Below are 21,560 nucleotides of genomic sequence, written 5' to 3' on the forward strand. Positions count from 1 at the left end.
GACCGTTTGCGATTGGAAGGGTCGCGACTAAAGCGACCGTTTGCGATTGGAAAAGGATTGCCGGCCACTGACTTTTATATCGGCGAATCGAAGTGGCTCTAGGCGGAATGATTTGAAGGTTCCCTGTATCGGCCGGCCAGCGGCTTTCTCCCGCGATCGAACCGCCTGAAAAACCATCGCTTGATCGCCTCGACCAGCGCCAGATAAACCGCCACGATCAGTACCAAAATTCCGAATAAAGCCAAGGGTGGCTCCGCAAACCCGAAATAATGCCCCAGCGGCGTGAACGGCAGCCCGGCAGCAACGCCGACCACCGCCAGCGAGGTCATGAGCAGCCAGGGATGCGGACGGCTCTTGAACGGATTGCGCCGGGTGCGGATGACAAAGATGACCAGCACCTGGGTTGCGAGCGACTCGACGAACCATCCGGTTTGAAACAGCAATTCGTCAGCCTTGAATACGACTAGCAGAAGATAGAAGGTCAGAAAATCGAACAGCGAACTGACCGGACCGATCACGAGCATGAAATTGCGGATGAACGCCATGTCCCAGCGCCTCGGCTCTCTCAGAAACTCCTCGTCCACTTGATCCATGGGGATCGGCACCTCCGAAGCATCGTAGAGAAAGTTGTTGAGCAGAATCTGGGTCGGCAGCATCGGCAGGAACGGCAGCCACACGGAGGCGCCGGCCATGCTGAACATATTGCCGAAGTTGGAGCTGGTGCCCATCATGATGTACTTCATGATGTTGCCGAAGGTGCGCCGCCCTTCCAGTACGCCGTCGTGCAGCACCCTGAGGTCCTGTTCGAGCAGGATCATGTCGGCGGCTTCCTTCGCCACGTCCACGGCGCTGTCCACGGAAACGCTGACGTCCGCCATGTGCAGGGATGGCGCGTCGTTGATGCCGTCGCCGAGAAACCCCACCACCCGCCCGCGCTGCTTGAGGGCCAGAATGATCCGGGTCTTCTGGTTCGGCGTCACCCGGCAGAACAGATTGTTCCTTTCGACGACCGCCGCCAGGGCGTGGTCATCCATCTCGGCGATCGCGGCTCCCATCAGCACGCCCTTTATGGGAATGCCGAGCTCGTGGCAGAGATGCTGGGTGACCCACTCGTTGTCGCCGCTGACGATTTTCACCTCCACACCGCTCCGCACCAGCCGCGTCAGGGCCTCTCCCGCGTCGGGTTTGGGCGGATCGAGAAACGCGGCAAAACCGGCGAACACCAGTTCGCTCTCGTCGTCCACCACGGCGTGCTGGTGGCTCTTGTCCACTTCCCGAAAGGCGATGCCCAGCACGCGAAATCCTTGCTTGCTCAGTCCGGCGAACCGCTCCGCGACCCGGCTGCGGGCGGCCTCGTCCAGAGGCTGGATGGTTCCGTGATCGTTGGGTAGGAAGGTGGTGGACAGATTCAGAATGTCTTCGGGCGCGCCCTTGACCACGATCAGCCGCCGCGCGCCGTCGTCCACCAGCACCGAGACCCGGCGCCGCTCGAAGTCGAAAGGCACTTCGTCGATCTTGGTCCAGCCGCGGACGTCGATGTCCCCATGGCGCAGAATCGCCTCGTCCAGGGGACTTCTCAGGCCGGTTTCGAAATAACTGTTGATATAGGCCAGCTCCAACACCCGGCGGCTGTCGCGCCCTTCGGCATCCAGGTGTTTTTCGAGCCGTATGCGCGCCTCGGTCAAGGTGCCGGTCTTGTCCGTGCACAGAACGTCCATGCTGCCCAAGTCATGGATGGCGGCAAGCCGTTTCACGATCACTTTCTTGTCCGCCATGCGCAGGGCGCCGCGGGACAGGGTGACCGACACCACCATGGGCAGTAACTCGGGTGTCAGCCCCACGGCCAGCGCGATGGCGAACAGGAAGGTCTCGAGCCAGGGCCGATGGAAAAACGTATTGACGAAGAGCACGAATAGCACCAGCAGAAACGTGATGCGCATCAGCAGCAGTCCGAACTGGCGCGTGCCGTATTCGAAAGCCGTGGGCGGCGGCCTCTTGTCGAGCGATTCCGCAATCTGGCCGAGAAAGGTACTCATACCGGTGCGGCAAATCAGAACACGCGCCGTGCCGCTGATGACCGAAGACCCCATGAACACCGCATGTACGGCCGACTCCGGATCGCTCCCGGCCGGCGCCTCTCCGGCGCTTTTCTCGACCGGATAAGGCTCTCCCGTGAGCTGCGCCTGACTGACGAAAAAATCGCGCACCTCCAGAACCCACCCGTCTGCGGGCACCCGGTCGCCGGCCGACAAAAGCACGACGTCGCCCGGTACCACGCCCGCCACCGGAACATCGGTCGGAGTGCCGTCCCGTATCACCCGTGCGGTGTTCGAAATCGAATCCCGAAGTCGTTCCGCCGCACGGTCGGCGCGATATTCTTGAACGAAATCCAGTGTGACGCTGGCCAGCACCATCACGCAAATGATGACGAAGCTGGTTTCCTCGTGAACGAAGGCCGAAACCGCGGCGGCGGCGACCAGCAGCAGCACCAAGGGGTTCTGAAACCGGCTCAGGAAAGCCGCAACCGCCCGCCGACGGGCGTGATTTCTCAGCACATTCGACCCATGCTGCTTCAGCCGTTGTTCAGCATCGCCTTGTGCTAGCCCGGTCGGCCCGGCATTTAGCCCGGAAAAGAGTTTCTGAAGAGGTTGGTCGAGGAAATCTTTCGAGGCCGGCATGGTTTCAGAACGTCTTCGGATATGCATAGGGGAATTTTGTCGGTACTGGGATCGATTAACCTAAAAAACGGCAATTAGACCGTGCAAAATCCCGTTCACCCTGATGTATAGAAGGGTGAACGGGATTTTGCACGGTTCACCGAAGCGGTGTGCGAGTGGCGGCCGTTCATGCTTCTATACATCAGCACGAACGGCCGCCACTCGCTTCAACTGTCGTTTTTAGGATTACTGATCAGGCCCGTAAATACCCTCCCGGCATTTCGGACCGCTGCCAAGGCCGGTACACGCTTAGGGATTGCTCACACGGCACGTCGTCATGCCGGATCGACCCGGGCCTATCCTGCTCCGCATCGCCGCGCTCGAAGCCGAGCAAATACCTCCTCGGCGGCAATTAAGCTTACGCCGAAAAACCGGCCTTGGTGCAATGGGCTGCTCTCAAACACGAGCGCCGCTTTTGATCCGGCTAAGCTCCGGTTCTCCAGCGTATTCCTGAAGAAGCGGCGGACCGCGGGGCAGCACCGGCACCGGGCAAGGCTGAACTTTGAGACGAAATCCCGGTCATCCATGCAAAGGGAATTTCTTCGGAACGGCTTACACCGGTTGAATACCGCCTTCCAGTGACTCAAGGAACAACGATGGGCTGGAATCTCGGCTTCGGCAGGCTACCAATGGTTCTGCTGATTTTTTCTGCGCTCGCGACCGGATGCATCAAGGTCGGCCCGGATTACGCCCAACCTCCCGTGGCCACGTCGGCGAGCTGGCAGGACGCGCAGGACCCGCGGCTGAAGACGAATGCCGTGGAGTAGAGGAACTGGTGGAAGGTCTTCAACGATCCACCCTCGACCGGCTGATCGGCGCCGCTTATCGCCAGAATCTACCCTTGCGGATGGCCGGAGTGCGCGTCTTGGAAGCCCGTGCCCAGCTCGGCGTGGTGGGCGAGTTGTATCCCCAAGTGCAGCAGGCATTCGGTGCCTTGCAATACAACCGGCTGAGCGAAAGGGCCGTACAGGGATCATTTTCAAGGATATTCAATTACACCCAGTCGCAGATCGGCCTGACCGCGAGTTGGGAACTGGATTTCTGGTGCCGGTTCCGACGGGCGGTGGAGTCCGCCGATTACACCCTCCTCGCCAGCTTGGCGGATTACAATAATACCCTCGTCAGCCTGACCGCCGATGTAGCGCTCAGCTATATCCTGATCCGCACCGCCGAAAAGCGGCTGGATATCGCCCGGCGCAACGTGGAAACCCAGTGGGAAAGCCTGCGCATCGCCGAGGCGAGATTCCGGGGCGGCACCACCTCGCAGCGGGACGTGGAGCAGGCCCGGACCGTGTTGGCCAGTACCGAAGCCACGATCCCGGCGCTGGACATCACCTTGCGCCAGAGCACCAAGTGGCGCGGGGCCCTACAGCATGCAGATCTGGCTGGACCCTAATAAGCTCTATCATTTCGGCCTGACCACCCTGGACGTGGTGAACGCCATCCAGGGCCAGAACGTGCAGGTGGTGGCGGGGCAGTTGGGAGCGCCTCCGGTGCCGTCCGAGCAGGCATTCCAGTTCACCGTCAATGCGCTCGGCCGGCTGGAGGACGTGTCGCAGTTCGAAAATATCATCGTCAAGAGCGCCCGCGCCGAAACGCCCGAGATCGTGCGCATCCGCGACGTGGCTCACGTGGAACTGAGCCAGCAGAATTACGCTAATTTTTCCGCGACGCGAGGACACCGGTCGGCCAATATTCCGATCTTTTCCTTGCCCGGCGCCAATGCCCTGGATATCGCCGACCGGGTGCGGGAGGCGGTCGCGGCCATGAGCCGCCAGTTCCCGCCGGGTCTGAAATACGAGATTCGCTACGACACCACGCAGTTCGTGCGGCAGACCATACGCGACGTCTATGAGACCCTGTTCGAAGCCGCCATGCTGGTGCTCATCGTGATCATGGTGTTTCTGCAAAATTGGCGGGCGATGCTGGTTCCGGCGACCACCGTCCCGGTGACCATTATCGGGGCCTTCGCGACAATGGCGCTGCTCGGCTTCGGCATCAATCTGATGGCCCTGTTCGCCCTAATCCTGGCCATCGGTATCGTGGTCGACGACGCCATCATCATCGTGGAAAACGCCTCGCACTATTACGGGCTCTCGATCACCTTGGTGTTTCTGGTGCTCGCCGCGCTCTGCGAAAGCCGGACGACTCCGGCGGCGGTCATCCTGGCGGTGCCCATGGCTCTGGTGATCCGGGGTCTGGACAATGATCTGTATATCCAGATCGGGCTCGTCCTTATGATCGCGCTGGCCAGCAAGAACGCCATCCTGGTGGTGGAGTTCGCGCGGCAGCTGCGAACCGAGGGAATGTCCATCGTCGATGCCGCCGTCGAGGCGACGCGTCGGCGGTTCCGCCCCATCATCATGACCTCCTTCGCCTTCATCCTAGGGGTCGCGCCTCTCCTGATCGCCACCGGCGCCGGCGCAGCCAGCCGGCAATCCATCGGCACGGTGGTGTTCGGCGGGATGCTCGCTTCGACCTTGTTGGCTATCCCGTTCGTCCCCGTGTTTTACGTACTGACGCAGCGGTTGAGCGAATGGTATGCAACCCGGCGGTCGGAATGATCCGGTAGCTAGGGCAGCGCAAGTAGGTGCCGCGAAAGACACGTTCGCCGGCAAAGAATCTTCGGCCTACGGGTTTCCCGATGCCTGCCGCCGTGCCGATATACCGCGATGAAACACGCTCCAAGCGCCAGTCCGTCGGCGCATCGCGGATATTACCTATAGCTCGCAGGCTCTCCTTGATGCACTATTGTTAGGCTTCGGATGCAGGATCATCTCAAGAGATCGAAGAGCCGACGAGGGATTGTCGACCTACAGCTTTCTAGGCGCCGGTTTTCCAACCTCCGCGGCCATGCCGTGGCGAAGAATGTTCCGACCCGAAGTCTCGATTACCCTAGAAACGGCAGTTGGGCGTGCCCGAGTGTGCTGCGGGTGGGTCGGATGGCAAGCCTATCCTGAGCCCCGTCGAAGGGGCGCGACGAGGCCGCAGGGTAGTCTCCCGCAGCGAGGAGCAATGCCGCCAGGCGGCCCGCCCGCCGTGCAATCGGGTGCGTAGCGGTTTCACCCAACAGGTGAGGTCCATGCCAGGCAAGATGTTCAGGATTCATCGGGCTTTTCTGGCGCATCGAAGCGGTCAACTGTCGTTTCTAGGATTATGGACCGCCGCACAGGTTATTTAGCCGCAAACGGAGCTGCGCGCTGATGGGACAGATCTTCCGACCGAGAGCCAACAGCTTTGCGCGAATCGCGCTCTTGGGGTTGGCTCTTCTCATCGTTCTGCCTTTCTGCATCGGTTTCGCGCTGGTCCGCTCGCCCTATCTGACCGGCGTCGACGACGTCCCGCATCAACCGGTACCCTTCAGCCATCAGCATCACGTCAGCGGTCTCGGCATCGACTGCCGCTACTGCCATACCTCGGTCGAACATGCGGCGTTCGCCGGCATCCCGCCGACCGAAACCTGCATGACCTGCCATTCTCAGATCTGGACCGACGCCGCCGTGTTGGAACCGGTCAGGAAGAGCTGGCGGACCGGTCAGCCGCTCCGTTGGACGCGGGTCTACGACCTGCCCGACTTCGTCTATTTCAACCATGGCATCCATGTCAGCCACGGCATCGGCTGCACCACCTGCCATGGCCCCGTGGGCCGGATGCCGCTCACCCGGCAAGCCACGCCCCTGTTCATGTCCTGGTGTCTCGACTGCCACCGCGCGCCCGAGAAGTACGTCCGGCCGCGGGAACACGTATTCGATCCCGACTGGACGCCGCCTCAAAATCAATTGGCTCAAGGCCGGCAATTGGTGCATGAATACCAGATCCGGGTCGGACAGCTGATCCATTGCTCCGTGTGCCACCGATGAAAAGAAAAACGCCATATCGAGTCGTAGGTCGGCAATCCTTTGCCGACCAAAGTGTCGGGAAAGGATTCCCGACCTACAGCAGCCTTGAGCGTTACACCGCATCGGAACATGCCTTGCCGCCGTTGAAGCCGGACGACGGCTGCCCTTTGTGGCGCAGCCTGGAGGAATTGGCCGATACCGAAGTCTTTCGGGAATTCGCGGACCGGGAGTTTCCCGAATGGACGGATCTTTGGCTGACACCGGTGAAACGCCGCCGATGGCTCCAACTGATGGCGGCTTCGCTGGTGTTCGGCGGACTCGGCGGCTGCGGCAGGCCTCCGCGAGAAGAAATCGTGCCTTACGTTAGGGCGCCGGAACACATGGTGCCGGGGAAGCCGCTTTTTTTCGCGACGGCACTGACGCACGGCGGATATGCCCAGGGCGTGGTCGTCGAAAGCCATACGGGCCGCCCGACCAAGGTCGAGGGCAATCCGCGGCACCCGGCGAGCCTCGGCGCCACCGATATCTTCTCGCAGGCCGCGGTACTGAGCCTTTACGACCCCGACCGCTCGCAAACCGTGACCAACGGCGGGCAGCTCAGCCATTGGCAGGCGTTCGTCGAGCACCTATCGGCGCAAAGAGACCAATGGGCGGCCCGGCGCGGCGCCGGTTTCCATGTTCTTACTGAGACCTTCACGTCGCCGACGCTCAACCAGCAGTTGCACGATTTCCTCCAAATGTACCCGAACGCGCGCTGGCACCAATACGATCCGATCGACCGCACCAACCACCTGGAAGGAGCGCGGCTGGCCTTCGGCCAAAAAGTGGACACGGTGCACCGTTTTGACCGGGCGGCGGTGATTCTGTCCCTGGATGCGGATTTCCTCACCGATACCCCGGCACGCACCCGCTATGGACACGACTTCATCGAAGGGCGGCGCGTCCGGCGCGGCAACGCCACCATGAACCGCCTTTATGTTCTGGAATCCACGCCGACACCGACCGGCGCCATGGCGGACCATCGCTTGCCGGTCCAAGCCGGGCGCATGGAAGCCGTCGCGCGGTCATTGGCCGCCGGACTGGGCCTTGCGGATGCTCCGGATAGTGAAGATGTGCCGATACCCGAACGGCAGCTGGACATCATGGTCCGCGATCTTTCGGATCACCGCGGCAAGAGCATCGTGATCGCCGGAGAGCACCTGTCGCCGGCGGTACACGCCGTGGTTCAGACGATCAATCAGGAGCTCGGAAACTTCGGCCGCACCGTGACCCATATCGACCCGGTCGTTTCGGCCCCTGACGATAGCCGGGGTAGGCTCCCAGCCTTGCTCGACGACATTCTCACCGGCACCGTGCAAACCCTCGTCATCCTCGGCGGCAATCCGGCATACGCGGCCCCGACCGACCTCGAGGTCGAACGAATCTTGCGCCGGGTGCCGCTGCGCATCCATTGGGGCTTGTACGCGGACGAAACCGCCGAGCTCTGCCATTGGCATATCCCCGCACTGCACGAACTGGAGAGCTGGAGCGACGCCAGGGCCTATGACGGCACCGTCTCTCTGGTGCAGCCGTTGATCGCGCCGCTCTACGGCGGCCGCTCTGTCCACGAATTGATGGCGCTGCTGATGGGACAAACCGGACGGTCGGACCATGACCTGGTGCGGGCTTACTGGCGAAGCCGTCACCGCGGCTCCGATTTCGAGTTGTTCTGGAAGAAAGCGCTGCAAGACGGCATTGTCCCCGATACCGCCGCGACGCCGAAAACCGTCTCGGCCCGCGCCGATGTCGCCAAGTCGCTGCCGCCGCCACGCAAGACTTCCGATTCATCGCTCGAAATCCGGTTCCAGCCGGACCCGAGCATCGGCGACGGCCGCTACGCGAATAACGGCTGGCTTCAGGAGCTGCCGAAACCGCTCACCAAGCTCACCTGGGAAAACGCCGTGCTGCTCAGCCCGAATACGGCTAAGCGCCTGGATCTCGCGACCGGCGACCTGGCGGCACTGAATTACCGGGAGCGCCGATTGACCGCCCCGGTCTGGATTATGCCCGGACACGCCGACGATTCCGCCACGCTTTATCTCGGTTATGGTCGCAAGCGGGCCGGACATGTCGGCAATCATACGGGTTTCGATGCCTATCGGCTGCGGGCTTCCGATGCGCCCTGGTTCGATTACGGCCTAGTCCTCCGCAAAGCCGCACGGCCGCACGGCTGGCTGAACCGGTTGCCTTCGACCGGAAACGTCGCGTTGGCCACGACGCAGCGTCACCATACGCTGGACGGCCGCGAGCTGGTGAAGGTACTCACGCCGAAGACGCTTGCGTCGGCCGGTGCGGAACCCGCCAAGCCCAATCCGTCGCTCTATCCCGAATACCGATACGAAGGCTACGCCTGGGCCATGGTGATCGACCTGAACGCCTGCATCGGCTGCAATGCCTGCGTCGTCGCCTGCCAGGCCGAAAACAACGTCCCCATCGTCGGCCAGGAGGAAGTGCGGCGCGGGCGGGAAATGCACTGGCTCAGGGTCGACCGGTATTACGCCGGGGAGCCCGAGAATCCCGAGACCTATTTCCAGCCGGTCCCCTGCATGCATTGCGAGAAAGCCCCGTGCGAACCGGTCTGCCCGGTACAGGCGTCGATTCACGATTCGGAAGGGCTCAACAATCAGGTCTACAACCGCTGCGTCGGCACCCGGTTCTGCCAGTCCAACTGTCCCTACAAGGTCCGCCGCTTCAATTTCTTCGCCTATACGGAAGCGGCCGCCACGAATGAAGGCGCACTCAGTGTCCGGGCGGTGCGGAATCCGGATGTGACCGTGCGGAGCCGCGGCGTGATGGAAAAATGCACTTACTGCGTGCAGCGCATCAGCACGGCGCGGATAGCGGCGGAACTGGAACACCGCCGCATTCGCGAGGGCGAGATGCAGACGGCCTGTCAGGCGGCCTGCCCGACCCGGGCCATCATCTTCGGCGACCTGAACGCGCCCGGCGGCGAGGTCGCCGCGCTCAGAACCGAGCCCCACCATTATGCCCTGTTGTCGGAACTGAACACCCAGCCGCGCACTACCTATCTCGCGAGACTGCACAACCCGAATCCGGAGTTCGACCATGAGCCGGGACATTGAGCAGCGAACGGACCCGGAGCGAGCGACCGTTCTGCGCTCGGATCAGGACTATGCCTCGATCAGCCGAGCGATCAGCGACAGCGTGCTGCGCCCCACGAGCCGAGGATGGTGGCTGGGGTTTTGCCTGAGCGGCTTGGGCGTCCTGATCTTCATCGCCGCCGCCGGCTATCTCTTCTACGCCGGGGTGGGGATCTGGGGCGTCAACACCACCGTCGTCTGGGGCTTCGCCATCATCAATTACGTCTGGTGGATCGGCATCGGCAACGCCGGCACCCTGATCTCCGCCATGCTTTACCTCGCCCGCCAGCCCTGGCGCACCTCGATCAACCGGTTCGCCGAGGCCATGACCATCTTCGCGGCCTCCATCGCCGGTTTGTTTCCCATTCTGCACCTTGGCCGGCCGTACCTGTTCTACTGGCTGGCGCCCTATCCCAGCACCATGGGCGTGTGGCCCCAGTTCCGCAGTCCGCTGGTCTGGGACATGTTCGCCATCGCCACCTATATCATCGTGTCGGTCCTATTCTGGTACACCGGGCTGATCCCGGACTTGGCCACCCTGCGCGACCGTGCCCGGAGCCGCGCGGCGCAATTGGTTTACGGCGCCTTCGCTCTGGGCTGGCGCGGGTCGGCGGCGCACTGGAGGCATTACGAGAGGGCCTACCTCATCCTGGCGGCGCTCGCCGTGCCGCTGGTGGTCTCGGTGCACAGCGTGGTCGGCTACGACTTTGCGACCGCGCTCATGCCCGGCTGGCGCTCGACCCTTTTCGCGCCCTACTTCGTGGTCGGCGCGATGTTTTCCGGATTCGCCATGGTCATCGTCATCACCATCGCCCTGCGCGCGGCTTTCAGGCTGCACGCCTTCGTTACTCCGCGCCATCTGGACGCCATGGCGAAAATCCTGCTCGCGGCATCGCTGATCATGGGGTACGCCTACGGCATGGAAGCGTTCATGGCCTGGTACGGCACCGATGCGGACGAATGGCGCCAAACCGTCACGACCGCCACCGGGCCGTATGGGCCCGCCTATTGGGGCATGCTGTTCTGCAACGTCGCCGTACCGCAGCTGTGCTGGTCGGCGCGCATCCGGCGCAGCATCCCGGCGCTGCTCGTCGTGGCTATTCTGGTGAATATCGGGATGTGGCTGGAACGCTATGTCATCGTGGTGAACATCCTGAGCCAAGGTTTCATGCCTTCCCAATTCCGACTGTATTTCCCGACCGTCTGGGACTGGGCCACGATGCTCGGCAGCTTCGCGCTGTTTCTCTGGTTCTTTTTCCTGTTCGTCCGGTTCGTGCCCATGGTGCCCATGCACGAATTCCGCAAACTCGCCCATGACCTGGGAGAGCGATCATGAGCCCGAACCCCTCCTTGCTGGCCGAATTTGGAACCGCGGGCCAGTTCCTGGACGCCATAGGCCGGACCCGCGCCGCGGGCTACCGCCGTATCGGCGCTTACGCGCCTTTCGCCGTGCCGGGGCTCGACGAGGCGCTGGACCTGCCGGCATCCCGCCTGCCCCAATGGATGCTGATATTCGGCATTTTCGGAGGCGCCTCGGCCTTTCTGCTGCAGGCCTACCTGGCCGCCGTCGACTTTCCCCTCAACGCGGGCGGACGGCCTTATTTCAGCTGGCCGTCCTTTACCCTGGTAACTTTCGAGTTCACGGTGCTCGGAGCTGCCCTAGCCGGCTTCTTTGGGATGTTGGCGCTCAACGGTCTGCCCCGGCCCTACCACCCGATCTTCGATGCGACAAATTTCGACCGGGCGAGTCAGGATCGGTTTTTCCTGATGATCGATTCCGACGATCCCGAGTTCGATCCGTATTCCACTCGCCGGTTCTTGGATTCGTTGAACCCGATAGCCGTTACCGAGGTGAACCGTGAAGCCGGGTAAACGCGGTTTCCGCCGCCTCTCGATGCTTGCGGGAATGCTCGTTCCATTGCTCCTGAGCGGCTGCGAACGGGACATGGCCGATCAGCCCAAATACGAACCGCTGGAGGCGGCCCCCGGTTTTCCGAACGGCCAGTCCGCCCGTCCCCTCGTCGAAGGCACCGTGGCGCGCGACACCGTTATCGAACCCCGCCCGGAACGGTCCCGGTTGCCGATGACCGAAGCGGTGTTGAAACGGGGACGGGAGCGCTACGACATCTATTGCGCCCCTTGTCACGGCCGGGCCGGAGATGGCCAGGGCATGATTCCCGAACGGGGACTTACGCGGCCGCCTTCCTACCATAACGACCGCTTGCGGAATGCCCCCGACAGCCATTACTACGATGTCATCACCAAGGGCTTCGGGGTCATGTTTTCCTACGCCAACCGGGTCGCGCCAGAGGACCGCTGGGCCATCGCCGCCTACATCCGCGCCTTGCAACTCAGCCAGCATGCGACGCGCGAAGACGTTCGCGAGGCGGGATTGGAGGATAAACTCCGGGAGGCCAAATGACGGAAACCGCGCACCTACGGATTCGGCCTGTCCTGCTTCTGCCGATGGCAGGTGTTGCGTTCGGCGCTTGCCTGTTGAGGATGTGGTGGGCGCCGGAAGCTTTTTTCCGAGGTTATCTCCCGGCCTGCCTGTTCTGGATCGGGCTGCCGCTGGGCTCGCTGGCCCTACTGATGATCCACCGCTTGACGGGCGGCGGATGGGGGAGCTTCATCCGCCCCATCCTCGAAGCCAGCGCGGGAACCCTGCCCGTCAACGCGGTACTGTTCCTGCCGCTGACCTTCGGCTTGGCGCGCCTCTATGCCTGGGCCGGACCCGATTGGACGGCGCTCGCCATTTCCGGAGGACAGGCGAGCTATTTACGGCCGGGCTTCTTTTTGATCCGTGAAGCGACGGTTTTCGTGCTTTGGTTCTGTCTGGCGTCCGCCTTGGAGCTTTGGCGCAACAAATCCGCCGAAGCCCGTCTCGACCGCCGCAGCGCGCTCGGCCTGATCGTCTATGGTCTGACCGTGACCGTATTCGGCATCGATTGGGTCATGTCGCTGGAACCCCGCTGGACCTCGACCAACGTCGGATTTCTCTCGGCCGTCAATCCCATGGTCGCCGCTCTGGCGTTCGCTGTTCTGGCCCGGTGCCTTCTGACGCCGGCCGGCCGCAACACGGTCGGGACACTGGCGTCGCTGTTTCAGGACTTGGGCGGCTTGCTGCTGGCTTTCGTGCTGCTCTGGAGCTATCTGGCGTTTCAGGAGTATTTGACGATCTGGTCGGAAAACCTGCCCGACAAGGCGATGTGGTATGTACAACGCCTCAACGCCGGCTGGCGATGGTGGACCTGGGTCATGGCCGCCGTCTGTGGTGGGCTGCCGTTTGCTTTGCTGCTGTTTCGTACGCACAAGCGCAACCCGAAGCGTCTGATCTGGGCCGCGGGGCTGGTGCTCGCGGGCAATGCACTCGATGTTTATTGGCTGGTGCTGCCGAGCTTTTACCGGAGCCCAGGCGAGCTCAGCCCTCTTGATGCCCTGCCCTTTATCGCGGTCGGCGGATTCTGGCTTTCGGCCTTTCTCTGGACCTTGCCGCGCGCCCTGGCCCAGTCCGAACCGGAGAGAACACCCCATGGCTGAACAAGACCGCGGCATCCCGCCTATCCTGACCCCCGAAGCAGGCGAAGCCGACATCAGCACCAAGGCGCTGATCGCCGCCGTGATCATCTTCCTGGTGGTGGTGATCGTCGCGAGCGCCGGCGCCTGGCTGTTGATCAAGCGCTGGGCGCATATCGAACCGACGCCTGCCCTCCCCCCCTCGCCGCAGCCCACCGTCCAGACCGAGCCGCCGCTTCAGATCGCGCCGGCGCTGGACCTTCAGACCTTACGGCAACGGGAGGATCGCCTGCTCCGGAGCACCGAGTGGATAGACCAGGGCGCCGGCATCGCCCGTATTCCGATCGAGGACGCAATGGCCTTGCTCGTCAAACGCGCCCGGCGGGACAACGAGCCGCGCCGGAACCGTCCGGGAGACTGACGCCATGGCCGGTGCGGACGCCGTTTCCGATACCCCGCTGCTGCCGGCGGCGTCCACCCTGGCCGAACGGGTGGATACGCTGTTCTTTACCCTGACCGGGCTGGATGCGCTCATGGTCCTGGTCCTGAGCGGCCTCATCATCGGCTTCGCAGTTTACTACCGGCGCAACGCCCGCGTGAACCGCACCACCGACGTCCCGGAAACCAAGACCGAGATCGTCTGGAGCCTCGGGCTTTTGGCGGTCTTTCTCGCCATTTTCGTCTGGGCCGCTCACCTTTACGTCGAGGAGGCCAGTCCCCTCAACAATGCTTTGGAGATTCACGCCATCGGCAAGCAATGGATGTGGAAATTCCAGCACCGGAACGGACGGCACGAAATCAACGAACTCCACGTTCCCCTGGGTGTGCCCGTGAAAGTCGTCCTGGCGACCCAGGACGTCATCCACAGCTTTTTCGTGCCGGCCTTCCGGGTCAAGCAGGATCTCGTGCCGGGGCGCTACCGGACGGTCTGGTTCACCCCCAGCCGGATCGGCCGCTATCACCTGTTCTGTGCCGAATATTGCGGTCTGGATCATTCCCGCATGCGCGGCCAGGTCATCGTGATGGAACCGGCCGAGTACGAAACCTGGCTGGCGGGCGGGGGCGGTGCGGAATCATTGCCGGTCCAGGGCGAAAAGCTGTTTTCCAGCCTCGGCTGCATCGTTTGTCACGGCGCCGGCAGCAGGGTCGCGGCGCCCTCGCTGGCCGGCATCTTCGGGAAACCGGTGCCGCTGAAGGGCGGTCAAACCGTGATCGCCGACGAAACCTATATCCGCAATTCGATCCTGACGTCGGAAAAACAGGTCGTCGCCGGCTACGAGCCGATCATGCCGAGTTTCGCCGGGCGCGTGACCGATTCCGATTTGACCCGGCTGATCGCCTACATCAAATCCCTTTCCGGGGAGGAAGGACGCCCATGACCACCGCCGCCGTCAGCCCGCCCAAAAATTACCTCAATCGCGACTACGGCATCGCTTCCTGGCTCACGACCATAGACCACAAGCGTATCGCCTGGCTTTATCTGGTCTCGATCACGGCTTTCTTTTTCTTCGGCGGCGCGGCGGCGACGCTGATCCGCCTGGAACTCGCGACGCCCGCGGCCGATGTGGTGGAAACGGAAACCTACAACCGGCTGTTCAGTCTCCACGGCATCGTGATGGTCTGGTTTTTCCTGGTTCCGTCGATTCCGGCGACGCTCGGCAATTTCTTGATTCCGCTGATGATTGGGGCGCGGGATGTGGCGTTTCCGCGGCTGAATCTCCTGAGCTGGTATTTGTACATCGTCGGCGGAGTCTTCACCCTCGCCATGGCGGTCGCGGGCGGCGTGGATACCGGCTGGACCTTCTACACGCCTTACAGCAGCCTGTTCGCCAACGGCCAGGTGGTGCTGGCCGTGGTCGGCGTGATCGTCACCGGTTTCTCGTCCATCCTGACCGGGCTCAATTTCATCGTCACCGTACACAAGATGCGGGCGCCGGGACTCCATTGGACGCGCCTGCCCCTGTTCGTCTGGGCCAACTACGCCACCGCCATCATCATGGTCCTGGCGACGCCGGTCCTGGCCATCACCCTGCTCCTGATCGCTCTGGAGCGGATCCTCGGCATCGGCATCTTCGATCCGAAAGTCGGCGGCGATCCGGTGCTGTTCCAGCATCTCTTCTGGTTCTATTCGCACCCGGCAGTCTACATCATGATCCTGCCGGGCATGGGCGTGGTGAGCGAAATCATCACCTGCTTCGCCCGAAAACGCATCTTCGGCTACGACGGCATGGCCTTCGCGCTCCTCGCCATCGCGCTGATCGGCTTCCTGGTGTGGGGCCATCATTTGTTCGTGGCCGGCGAGTCGGTCTATGCGGGCGTGATTTTTTCGCTGCTCAGCTTCATGGTCGCCGTGCCTTCGGGAATCAAGGTGTTCAACTGGGCCGCGACGCTGTACAAAGGCTCGGTCTCGTTCGAAACGCCCATGCTGTACGCCATGGGGTTCGTCGGACTTTTCACCGTCGGCGGGCTGACCGGGATCACCGTGGCCGCCACGGCGGTGGACGTGCATGTCCATGACACCTATTTCGTCATCGCCCATTTTCACTACATCATGGTAGGCGGCATGGTGATGGCCTATTTCGGAGGACTGCATTTCTGGTGGCCGAAGATGACCGGCCGGATGTATCCCGACGTGTGGGGGCGCGTCGCCGCGATCACCATCTTCGTCGGCTTCAATCTCACCTTTTTCCCGCAATTCGTCCTGGGTTATCTCGGAATGCCTCGCCGGTATCACACCTACCCGGACGAATTCCAGCTGCTCAACGTGCTTTCGTCGGCGGGTGCGCCGGTTTTGGCAATCGGTTATCTGCTGCCCTTGGTCTACCTTCTGTACTCCCTGAGATGGGGTCCCGTCGCCGGTTCCAATCCATGGGAAGCCAAGGGTCTGGAATGGCAAACCCCGTCGCCGCCACCGGAACACAATTTCGACCGGCTGCCGATCGTTACCGAGGAGCCTTACGCCTATGGCTTACCGAAGCGTGATTCCGACGCCGCCCGAGGCTGAGGCAAAGCCCGCCCCGCAGTTCGACAGCCTGCGCCAGCAGTACGAGGCGGACACGCTGGGGATATGGATTTTCCTGGCTTCGGAAATCCTCTTTTTCGGCGGCGTTTTCATGACCTATACCGTCTATCGGGCGGCCTATCCGGAGGCTTTCGAAGCCGCCAGTGGCCGTCTCGATCTTCTGCTGGGCGGGATCAATACCGCGATTCTGCTGACCAGCAGCCTGACCATGACCTTGGCCGACGACGCGGTTCTGCCGCGAAACCGGAAGGCCCTGATCGGCTGGCTGGCGGTAACCGCGGTTCTGGGCGCCGTTTTTTTGGCCATCAAAGGCGTCGAGTATTCCCTGGAATTCGGCGCGCATCTTGCGCCCATATTCGCCCGGCCTTTCGAATTTCCGGAGCCCCATACCGAGCAGGCACGGCTGTTCTTCAGCTTCTATTTCGCGCTGACCGGGCTCCACGCCGTTCATCTTTTCATCGGCATCGTGGTGGTTCTGATCATGCTGGTGCTGGCGATCCGCGGAGCTCCGCGGCTCGAAGCCAAGGTGACCATCGCCGGGCTCTATTGGCATCTGGTGGATTTGATCTGGGTGTTCGTGTTCCCGCTGCTGTATCTGGCCGCCCGCCATGGATGAGAGGACACGCCGAAATCACCTTCTGGTCTGGCTGCTCCTCTTGGGCCTCCTGGGACTGAACATCGCTTCGTCATTTCTCGACTTGGGGATTTTCAACCCGATCCTGACGATCGCCGTCGCGGCCCTCCAGGCGTTCATCATCGTCACTTTCTTCATGTATATGCGATCGGCCGCGCCGGTGCCGAGGATCGCCGCCGCGACCGGATTTTTCTGGCTGCTGCTGATGATCGGCTTGACCCTGACCGATTATCAAACCCGCTTCGAGGACATCGCTCTTGGCCGCTTATTGCCGGAACCCGGATGGGAGTCTCCAGCCGTCGGCCAGGTGCCGAATCCCCTGTCCGAATCGGGGTATTCGCCCGCGCATCGACCACCGACGCCCGACGCTGCCGCCCCCGATGCGGCTTCCGGCGAACGCATCTATGCATCGGTCTGCATCGCCTGCCACGGCGAAGGTCTCGGCGGCGCCCCGCGCACGGGAGACAAAGCCGCCTGGCTGAAACGCGCGGAGCAAGGCGTGGATAGCCTGGTTGCCCATGCGGTCAACGGCTTCAAAGGTATGCCGCCCAAAGGCGGACATCCGGAATTGAGTGAACAGGACGTCCGTAACGCCATCGGCTATATGCTGTACGCCTCCGGCATCGAATTGCCGAAGCGCTAAAGCAATCGCGGGAATCGCGGCAAGCCTTCCGGTATTGAGCAATCGGATAAGGAGCAACCGACGATGACGGATACTCAGCAAAGCGACGACCAGTGGTACATCGCGGCAACCACGCCCCGGACCCAGGAAGTCATCCGCACGCTCAAGCACGGCGACACCTTCGGCGTGTTCGACGGCCACGGCGACATTGGCCAGAGCGATACCGAGGAACAGGGGTTCTATCACAACGGAACCCGCTTTCTGTCTCAATGGGAGCTGCGTATCGACGGCGGACGGCCCATGCTGCTCAATTCCATCGCCAGGGAGGACAATAGCCTCCTGATCGTCGACCTGACCACGCCTGACATTTATCTCGGGGACGAACTGGTCGTTCCCAAGGGAAGCGTGCATCTCCTGCGCTCCTCGGCGCTGTGGAAAAAAGCTCTGTACGAAGACCTCCGCTTGGTCAATTACGGCAAACAACCCATCGACCTGTTATTCGAATTGCTCTTCGACGGAGATTACAGGGATATCTTCGAGGTACGCGGCGCCCATCGCGAAAAGCGCGGCGACTATTTGCCGACCGAGGTAAAAGAAAACATCGTACGGCTGGGCTATCGCGGCCTCGACGACCGTTCCCGCTACACGCATATCCGTTTCGAATGGCAGCCGGACCGACTCGACGCCTCCCGTTGCACCACCCGGCTACATCTGGAACCACGCCAGGCGCACGCGCTACGCCTGGTCATCGCCTGTACCCTCGACGGCGAGGCTCCGCCGGTGCTCGGCTACGACGGCGCCACGGCCGGCATCGGGCACAGTATCGCGGTCAAGCGGGCGCGCACCGCGCTGATCGAAAGCTCGAACGCGGAATTCGACGGTTGGCTGAACCGCTCCGCCTCCGATCTGGAAATGCTGACCACCGAGACGCCAGACGGCCCTTACCCTTATGCCGGAATTCCCTGGTACAACACGCCCTTCGGCCGCGACGGCCTTATTACCGCCTTGCAAACGCTTTGGGTCAATCCCGCGCGCGCCAAGGGCGTGCTCGCCTTTCTGGCCGCCCATCAGGCCAATCGTGAAAACCCGGATTCCGACGAGGAACCGGGCAAAATCGTCCATGAAATGCGCTCCAGCGAAATGGCGGTGCTGGGCGAAGTGCCTTTCGCCCGCTATTACGGCTCGGTGGATTCCACGCCGCTGTTCATCATGCTGGCCGGCCACTTTTACCGGCGTACCGGCGACCGCGCCTTCATCGAGTCGATCTGGCCCAACATCGAACGGGCGCTGGCCTGGATCGACCGCTACGGCGACACCGACGGCGACGGCTTCACCGATTACGCCAAGAAAAGCGCCGACGGACTGACTCAGCAAGGCTGGAAGGACTCCGGCGATTCCGTCTTCCATGCCGACGGCAGCGTCGCCCAGCCTCCCATCGCCCTATGCGAGGTGCAGGGCTATGTCTACGAAGCCAAACACCTCGCGGCCGAACTCGCCGAGATGCTGGGCCAACGGGAGCACGCCGGACGATTGCGCCGCGAGGCTGACGATCTGAAACGGCACTTCAACGAGACGTTCTGGATGAATGACCTCGGCACTTTCGCCATGGCGCTGGACGGACAAAGGCGCCCCTGCCGGGTGCGCGTGTCGAACGCAGGCCATGCCTTGTTCACCGGCATCGCCGAAGCCAGATACGCCGCTCGCGTCGCCGACACCCTGATGTCCGAAGCGTCGTTCAGCGGTTGGGGTATCCGCACGGTGGCGAAAACGGAGAACCGCTACAATCCGATGTCTTATCACAACGGCTCGGTCTGGCCTCACGATAACGCCATCATCGCCTCGGGGATGGCTCGCTATGGATTCAAGGATCAAGCTTTGAAGCTGCTGGCCAGCTTCTTCGACGCCGGCCACTTCCTCGATCTTCATCGTCTGCCCGAACTGTTCTGCGGTTTTTCGCGCCGGCCCCACCAGGGACCGACCCGCTATCCGGTGGCGTGCGCGCCGCAAGCTTGGGCCAGCGGCGCGGCTTTCCAGCTTCTACAAGCCTGCTTAGGCATTCAGTTCTCCGCCGAGAAACCGCAAATGGCTTTCTACCACCCGCTGCTGCCCGATTTTCTGGCTTGGCTGCGGATCAATCGGCTGCGATTCGGCAAGGGCGAAGTGGACCTGCTGTTGCAACGCCGGACTGGCAGTGTCGCGGTCGAGGTGGTACGCAAGCGGGGCGACATCGAGGTCGCGGTGTTCCTCTGAACCCCGATGGATCAATTTCGGGATGCCGGTCGGGATGATCCGACCGATTCCGCAGAAGACACCTGAATCGTGGATCTGCCCGTGAATACGACCCAACAATCAGTGAGTTACGCTTACTCGCCGAATACTCCCCAATCGGGGCTTGTACGGATTTCCAGCGGAAGCATGGCTCACTAATCTGATTCCGAAACCGAAAATAGATTCGGCTCGGCCGTCTCGAATACCGGATAGAGGACATCCGACCAGGAGGTGCGACATGAAATCGGTAAATTCTGCTTTAGTTCTGATCGTCGCGGGCTTGACTCTCGGCAATGCGGTTTATGCCGCCGAAGAAAAGAGCGGCGGCCAACCGGGTCCACGATCAGAAATGATGGAACCCAGGGGCGACAGGGATGAAATGATGTGCGGGCCCATGCACGGCGGCGCCAGGCGGGGCCACGAAGGCTATGCCGATATGGTTCTCGGCCATGCCGACAAGCTGAAACTCAGTGACGAGCAGATGGAAAAAATCCTCCGAATACACATGGAGAACAGAAAAAAACTGCGCGACCTTTTCGGAAAGTTGCGGGATAGCACGAAGTCCGCCTACAAATCATTTTTGAACCCGGCGGCCGATGAATCCACCATCCGCAAGGACGCCAAGGAGCATTCGACCGTCTTCGACCAAATCGTCGATGCCGCATTGCAAGATCGAAACGCGGTTAACGCGGTGCTCACGCCGGAACAGCTGAAGCAATTGAAATCGATCAAGAGCGAGTCTTGAACAGCACTCGACCCAAAAATATGTCAATCGATCATTCGACGGAGTGAGGCGACTGCACGGTAGGAACAGCCGCCCGGACGAACCCACCGGCATGTATGCTTAACGATGAGCAGCACGGATCGGCCCATAATCGCAGGCGCAGGCCCTGTCGGACTCGGAGCGGCATTGTTCCTGGCCCGGCAGGGATGTACGACGCGGCTGGTCGAAATACGCGACGAACCGGCTCGGCAATCGAGAGCTCTGGCCGTCAATCCCCGCACCTTGACCCTTCTACAACCGTCGGGCGTGACCGATCAGATGTTGGAACTGGGTTCCCCGATCCGCGGCGTCCAGTTCCACCGGTCGGGTCGAGTCGCGGCGGCGCTATCGTTCGCCGGCGTCCATCCCAAATACCCTTTCATGCTCGGCCTCTCGCAGGCGACCACGGAGCGGCTGCTGGCCCGAGCCTTGGAGGCGGCAGGAGGCATGGTCGAGCGCGGAGTGCGGATAGTGGCTTGCCGGAACGCGGTCGACGGGGTCGAGGTAGTGCTCGAGGCGGGCGGCGGACTCCGCGAGGTCGCCAAAGGTCCGTGGTTGCTGGCTGCGGACGGCGCGCACAGCGCTGCCCGGCAGCAACTCGGAATCGACTTCGTGGGCTCTTCGTTCAAGCAGGAATGGCATTTGGCCGACGCCCCGCTGCGGACGACTCTTGCCGACGATCATGCTCACGTCTTCTTTCTTGGCGAAGGTGCGTTCCTGTTCATGATCCGAGTGGTGGACGAGGCTCAAAAGAGTCGCGCGAATAACCCGGTCTGGCGGATCATGGGGAACCGCTCGGAACCTCTGTCCCGGCTGGTACAGGCCGAACAGACGGGCCCGCCCGTCTGGACCTCGAGTTTTCGCATCTCCCACCGGATCAATGCGACGCTGTCGGCGGGTGCCGTCTACTTCGCAGGGGATGCGGCCCATGTCCACTCCCCGCTGGGCGCCCGAGGCATGAATCTCGGACTGGAGGACGCCTGGGTTTTTTCGGAACTTGTGAGAAACGGCCGTTTGCCGGAGTACGACAGGCTCCGCC

The 21,560-nt window shown here is 62.1% G+C and carries 19 protein-coding genes; 17 read left to right on the forward strand and 2 right to left on the reverse strand.

Translation table 11 applies throughout. From position 1 onward, the window contains the following. Positions 1 to 98: 98 nt before the first annotated feature. Positions 99 to 2,678: a magnesium-translocating P-type ATPase gene (gene mgtA, locus ABJK70_RS06500; RefSeq protein ID WP_156881412.1), complete on the reverse strand. Its 2,580-nt coding sequence runs from the start codon at positions 2,676 to 2,678 to the stop codon at positions 99 to 101. A 635-nt stretch (positions 2,679 to 3,313) separates the two neighbouring features. Between mgtA and ABJK70_RS06505 the strand changes: the two genes are divergently transcribed. From ABJK70_RS06505 to ABJK70_RS06515, 3 genes are read left to right on the forward strand one after another with little or no spacing between them, the layout of a single operon-like run. Beyond that, on the forward strand, positions 3,314 to 3,484 hold the full coding sequence (locus ABJK70_RS06505) for a hypothetical protein (protein WP_245245661.1): 171 nt from the start codon (positions 3,314 to 3,316) through the stop codon (positions 3,482 to 3,484). Between the two features lie 8 nt (positions 3,485 to 3,492). Next, complete coding sequence (locus ABJK70_RS06510) at positions 3,493 to 4,113, forward strand: TolC family protein (protein ID WP_347257597.1); 621 nt, start codon at positions 3,493 to 3,495, stop codon at positions 4,111 to 4,113. Then, positions 4,091 to 5,281, forward strand: a complete 1,191-nt coding sequence (locus ABJK70_RS06515; protein WP_156881376.1) for an efflux RND transporter permease subunit — start codon at positions 4,091 to 4,093, stop codon at positions 5,279 to 5,281. Before ABJK70_RS06510 ends, ABJK70_RS06515 begins: the two co-directional genes overlap by 23 nt. Positions 5,282 to 5,607: 326 nt before the next feature. Here the strand turns inward: ABJK70_RS06515 and ABJK70_RS06520 are convergent, their stop codons facing one another. Continuing rightward, positions 5,608 to 5,826, reverse strand: a complete 219-nt coding sequence (locus tag ABJK70_RS06520; RefSeq protein WP_156881375.1) for a hypothetical protein — start codon at positions 5,824 to 5,826, stop codon at positions 5,608 to 5,610. A gap of 94 nt (positions 5,827 to 5,920) precedes the next feature. Here ABJK70_RS06520 and ABJK70_RS06525 point away from each other — a divergent pair, with 94 nt between their 5' ends. The 14 genes from ABJK70_RS06525 to ABJK70_RS06590 form a co-directional block, all read left to right on the forward strand. Further along, entirely contained in the window at positions 5,921 to 6,577 is a 657-nt protein-coding gene (locus ABJK70_RS06525) for a cytochrome c3 family protein (RefSeq protein WP_347257598.1), read from the forward strand. Further along, positions 6,574 to 9,678, forward strand: coding sequence for a TAT-variant-translocated molybdopterin oxidoreductase (locus tag ABJK70_RS06530; RefSeq protein WP_347257599.1), 3,105 nt, complete (start codon positions 6,574 to 6,576; stop codon positions 9,676 to 9,678). Before ABJK70_RS06525 ends, ABJK70_RS06530 begins: the two co-directional genes overlap by 4 nt. Beyond that, positions 9,662 to 11,032, forward strand: a complete 1,371-nt coding sequence (gene nrfD, locus ABJK70_RS06535; RefSeq protein ID WP_156881372.1) for an NrfD/PsrC family molybdoenzyme membrane anchor subunit — start codon at positions 9,662 to 9,664, stop codon at positions 11,030 to 11,032. Before ABJK70_RS06530 ends, nrfD begins: the two co-directional genes overlap by 17 nt. Then, entirely contained in the window at positions 11,029 to 11,568 is a 540-nt protein-coding gene (locus tag ABJK70_RS06540) for a DUF3341 domain-containing protein (protein ID WP_156881371.1), read from the forward strand. The genes nrfD and ABJK70_RS06540 overlap by 4 nt, the downstream gene beginning before the upstream one ends. Then, positions 11,555 to 12,118 carry a cytochrome c gene (locus tag ABJK70_RS06545; RefSeq protein ID WP_210024126.1) on the forward strand — a complete coding sequence of 188 codons (564 nt, stop codon included), beginning with the start codon at positions 11,555 to 11,557 and terminating at the stop codon, positions 12,116 to 12,118. Before ABJK70_RS06540 ends, ABJK70_RS06545 begins: the two co-directional genes overlap by 14 nt. Then, positions 12,115 to 13,236 (forward strand): hypothetical protein, encoded by a 1,122-nt coding sequence (locus tag ABJK70_RS06550; protein ID WP_347257600.1) that lies wholly within the window; start codon positions 12,115 to 12,117, stop codon positions 13,234 to 13,236. The genes ABJK70_RS06545 and ABJK70_RS06550 overlap by 4 nt, the downstream gene beginning before the upstream one ends. Next, the gene (locus ABJK70_RS06555) at positions 13,229 to 13,633 is read left to right on the forward strand and encodes a hypothetical protein (protein WP_156881369.1); all 405 of its coding nucleotides are present in this window, start codon (positions 13,229 to 13,231) and stop codon (positions 13,631 to 13,633) included. Before ABJK70_RS06550 ends, ABJK70_RS06555 begins: the two co-directional genes overlap by 8 nt. 4 nt (positions 13,634 to 13,637) lie before the next feature. Next, a complete protein-coding gene (gene coxB, locus ABJK70_RS06560) occupies positions 13,638 to 14,591 on the forward strand; it encodes a cytochrome c oxidase subunit II (RefSeq protein WP_156881368.1) in 954 nt (317 codons plus the stop codon). Continuing rightward, on the forward strand, positions 14,588 to 16,216 hold the full coding sequence (ctaD, locus tag ABJK70_RS06565; RefSeq protein WP_156881367.1) for a cytochrome c oxidase subunit I: 1,629 nt from the start codon (positions 14,588 to 14,590) through the stop codon (positions 16,214 to 16,216). Before coxB ends, ctaD begins: the two co-directional genes overlap by 4 nt. Beyond that, positions 16,176 to 16,850, forward strand: coding sequence for a cytochrome c oxidase subunit 3 family protein (locus ABJK70_RS06570; RefSeq protein ID WP_210024124.1), 675 nt, complete (start codon positions 16,176 to 16,178; stop codon positions 16,848 to 16,850). The genes ctaD and ABJK70_RS06570 overlap by 41 nt, the downstream gene beginning before the upstream one ends. Then, positions 16,843 to 17,511, forward strand: coding sequence for a c-type cytochrome (locus ABJK70_RS06575; RefSeq protein ID WP_156881365.1), 669 nt, complete (start codon positions 16,843 to 16,845; stop codon positions 17,509 to 17,511). Before ABJK70_RS06570 ends, ABJK70_RS06575 begins: the two co-directional genes overlap by 8 nt. A 63-nt stretch (positions 17,512 to 17,574) precedes the next feature. Next, a complete protein-coding gene (locus tag ABJK70_RS06580; protein WP_210024123.1) occupies positions 17,575 to 19,740 on the forward strand; it encodes an amylo-alpha-1,6-glucosidase in 2,166 nt (721 codons plus the stop codon). 256 nt (positions 19,741 to 19,996) lie between these two features. Further along, a complete protein-coding gene (locus ABJK70_RS06585) occupies positions 19,997 to 20,503 on the forward strand; it encodes a Spy/CpxP family protein refolding chaperone (protein ID WP_347257601.1) in 507 nt (168 codons plus the stop codon). Between the two features lie 105 nt (positions 20,504 to 20,608). Then, positions 20,609 to 21,560: FAD-dependent monooxygenase (locus ABJK70_RS06590; RefSeq protein ID WP_347257602.1), on the forward strand; the 952-nt coding region annotated here is incomplete at its 3' end.

Origin of the sequence: Methylocaldum sp., assembly GCF_039794385.1 — a bacterium.
GTDB lineage: Bacteria > Pseudomonadota > Gammaproteobacteria > Methylococcales > Methylococcaceae > Methylocaldum.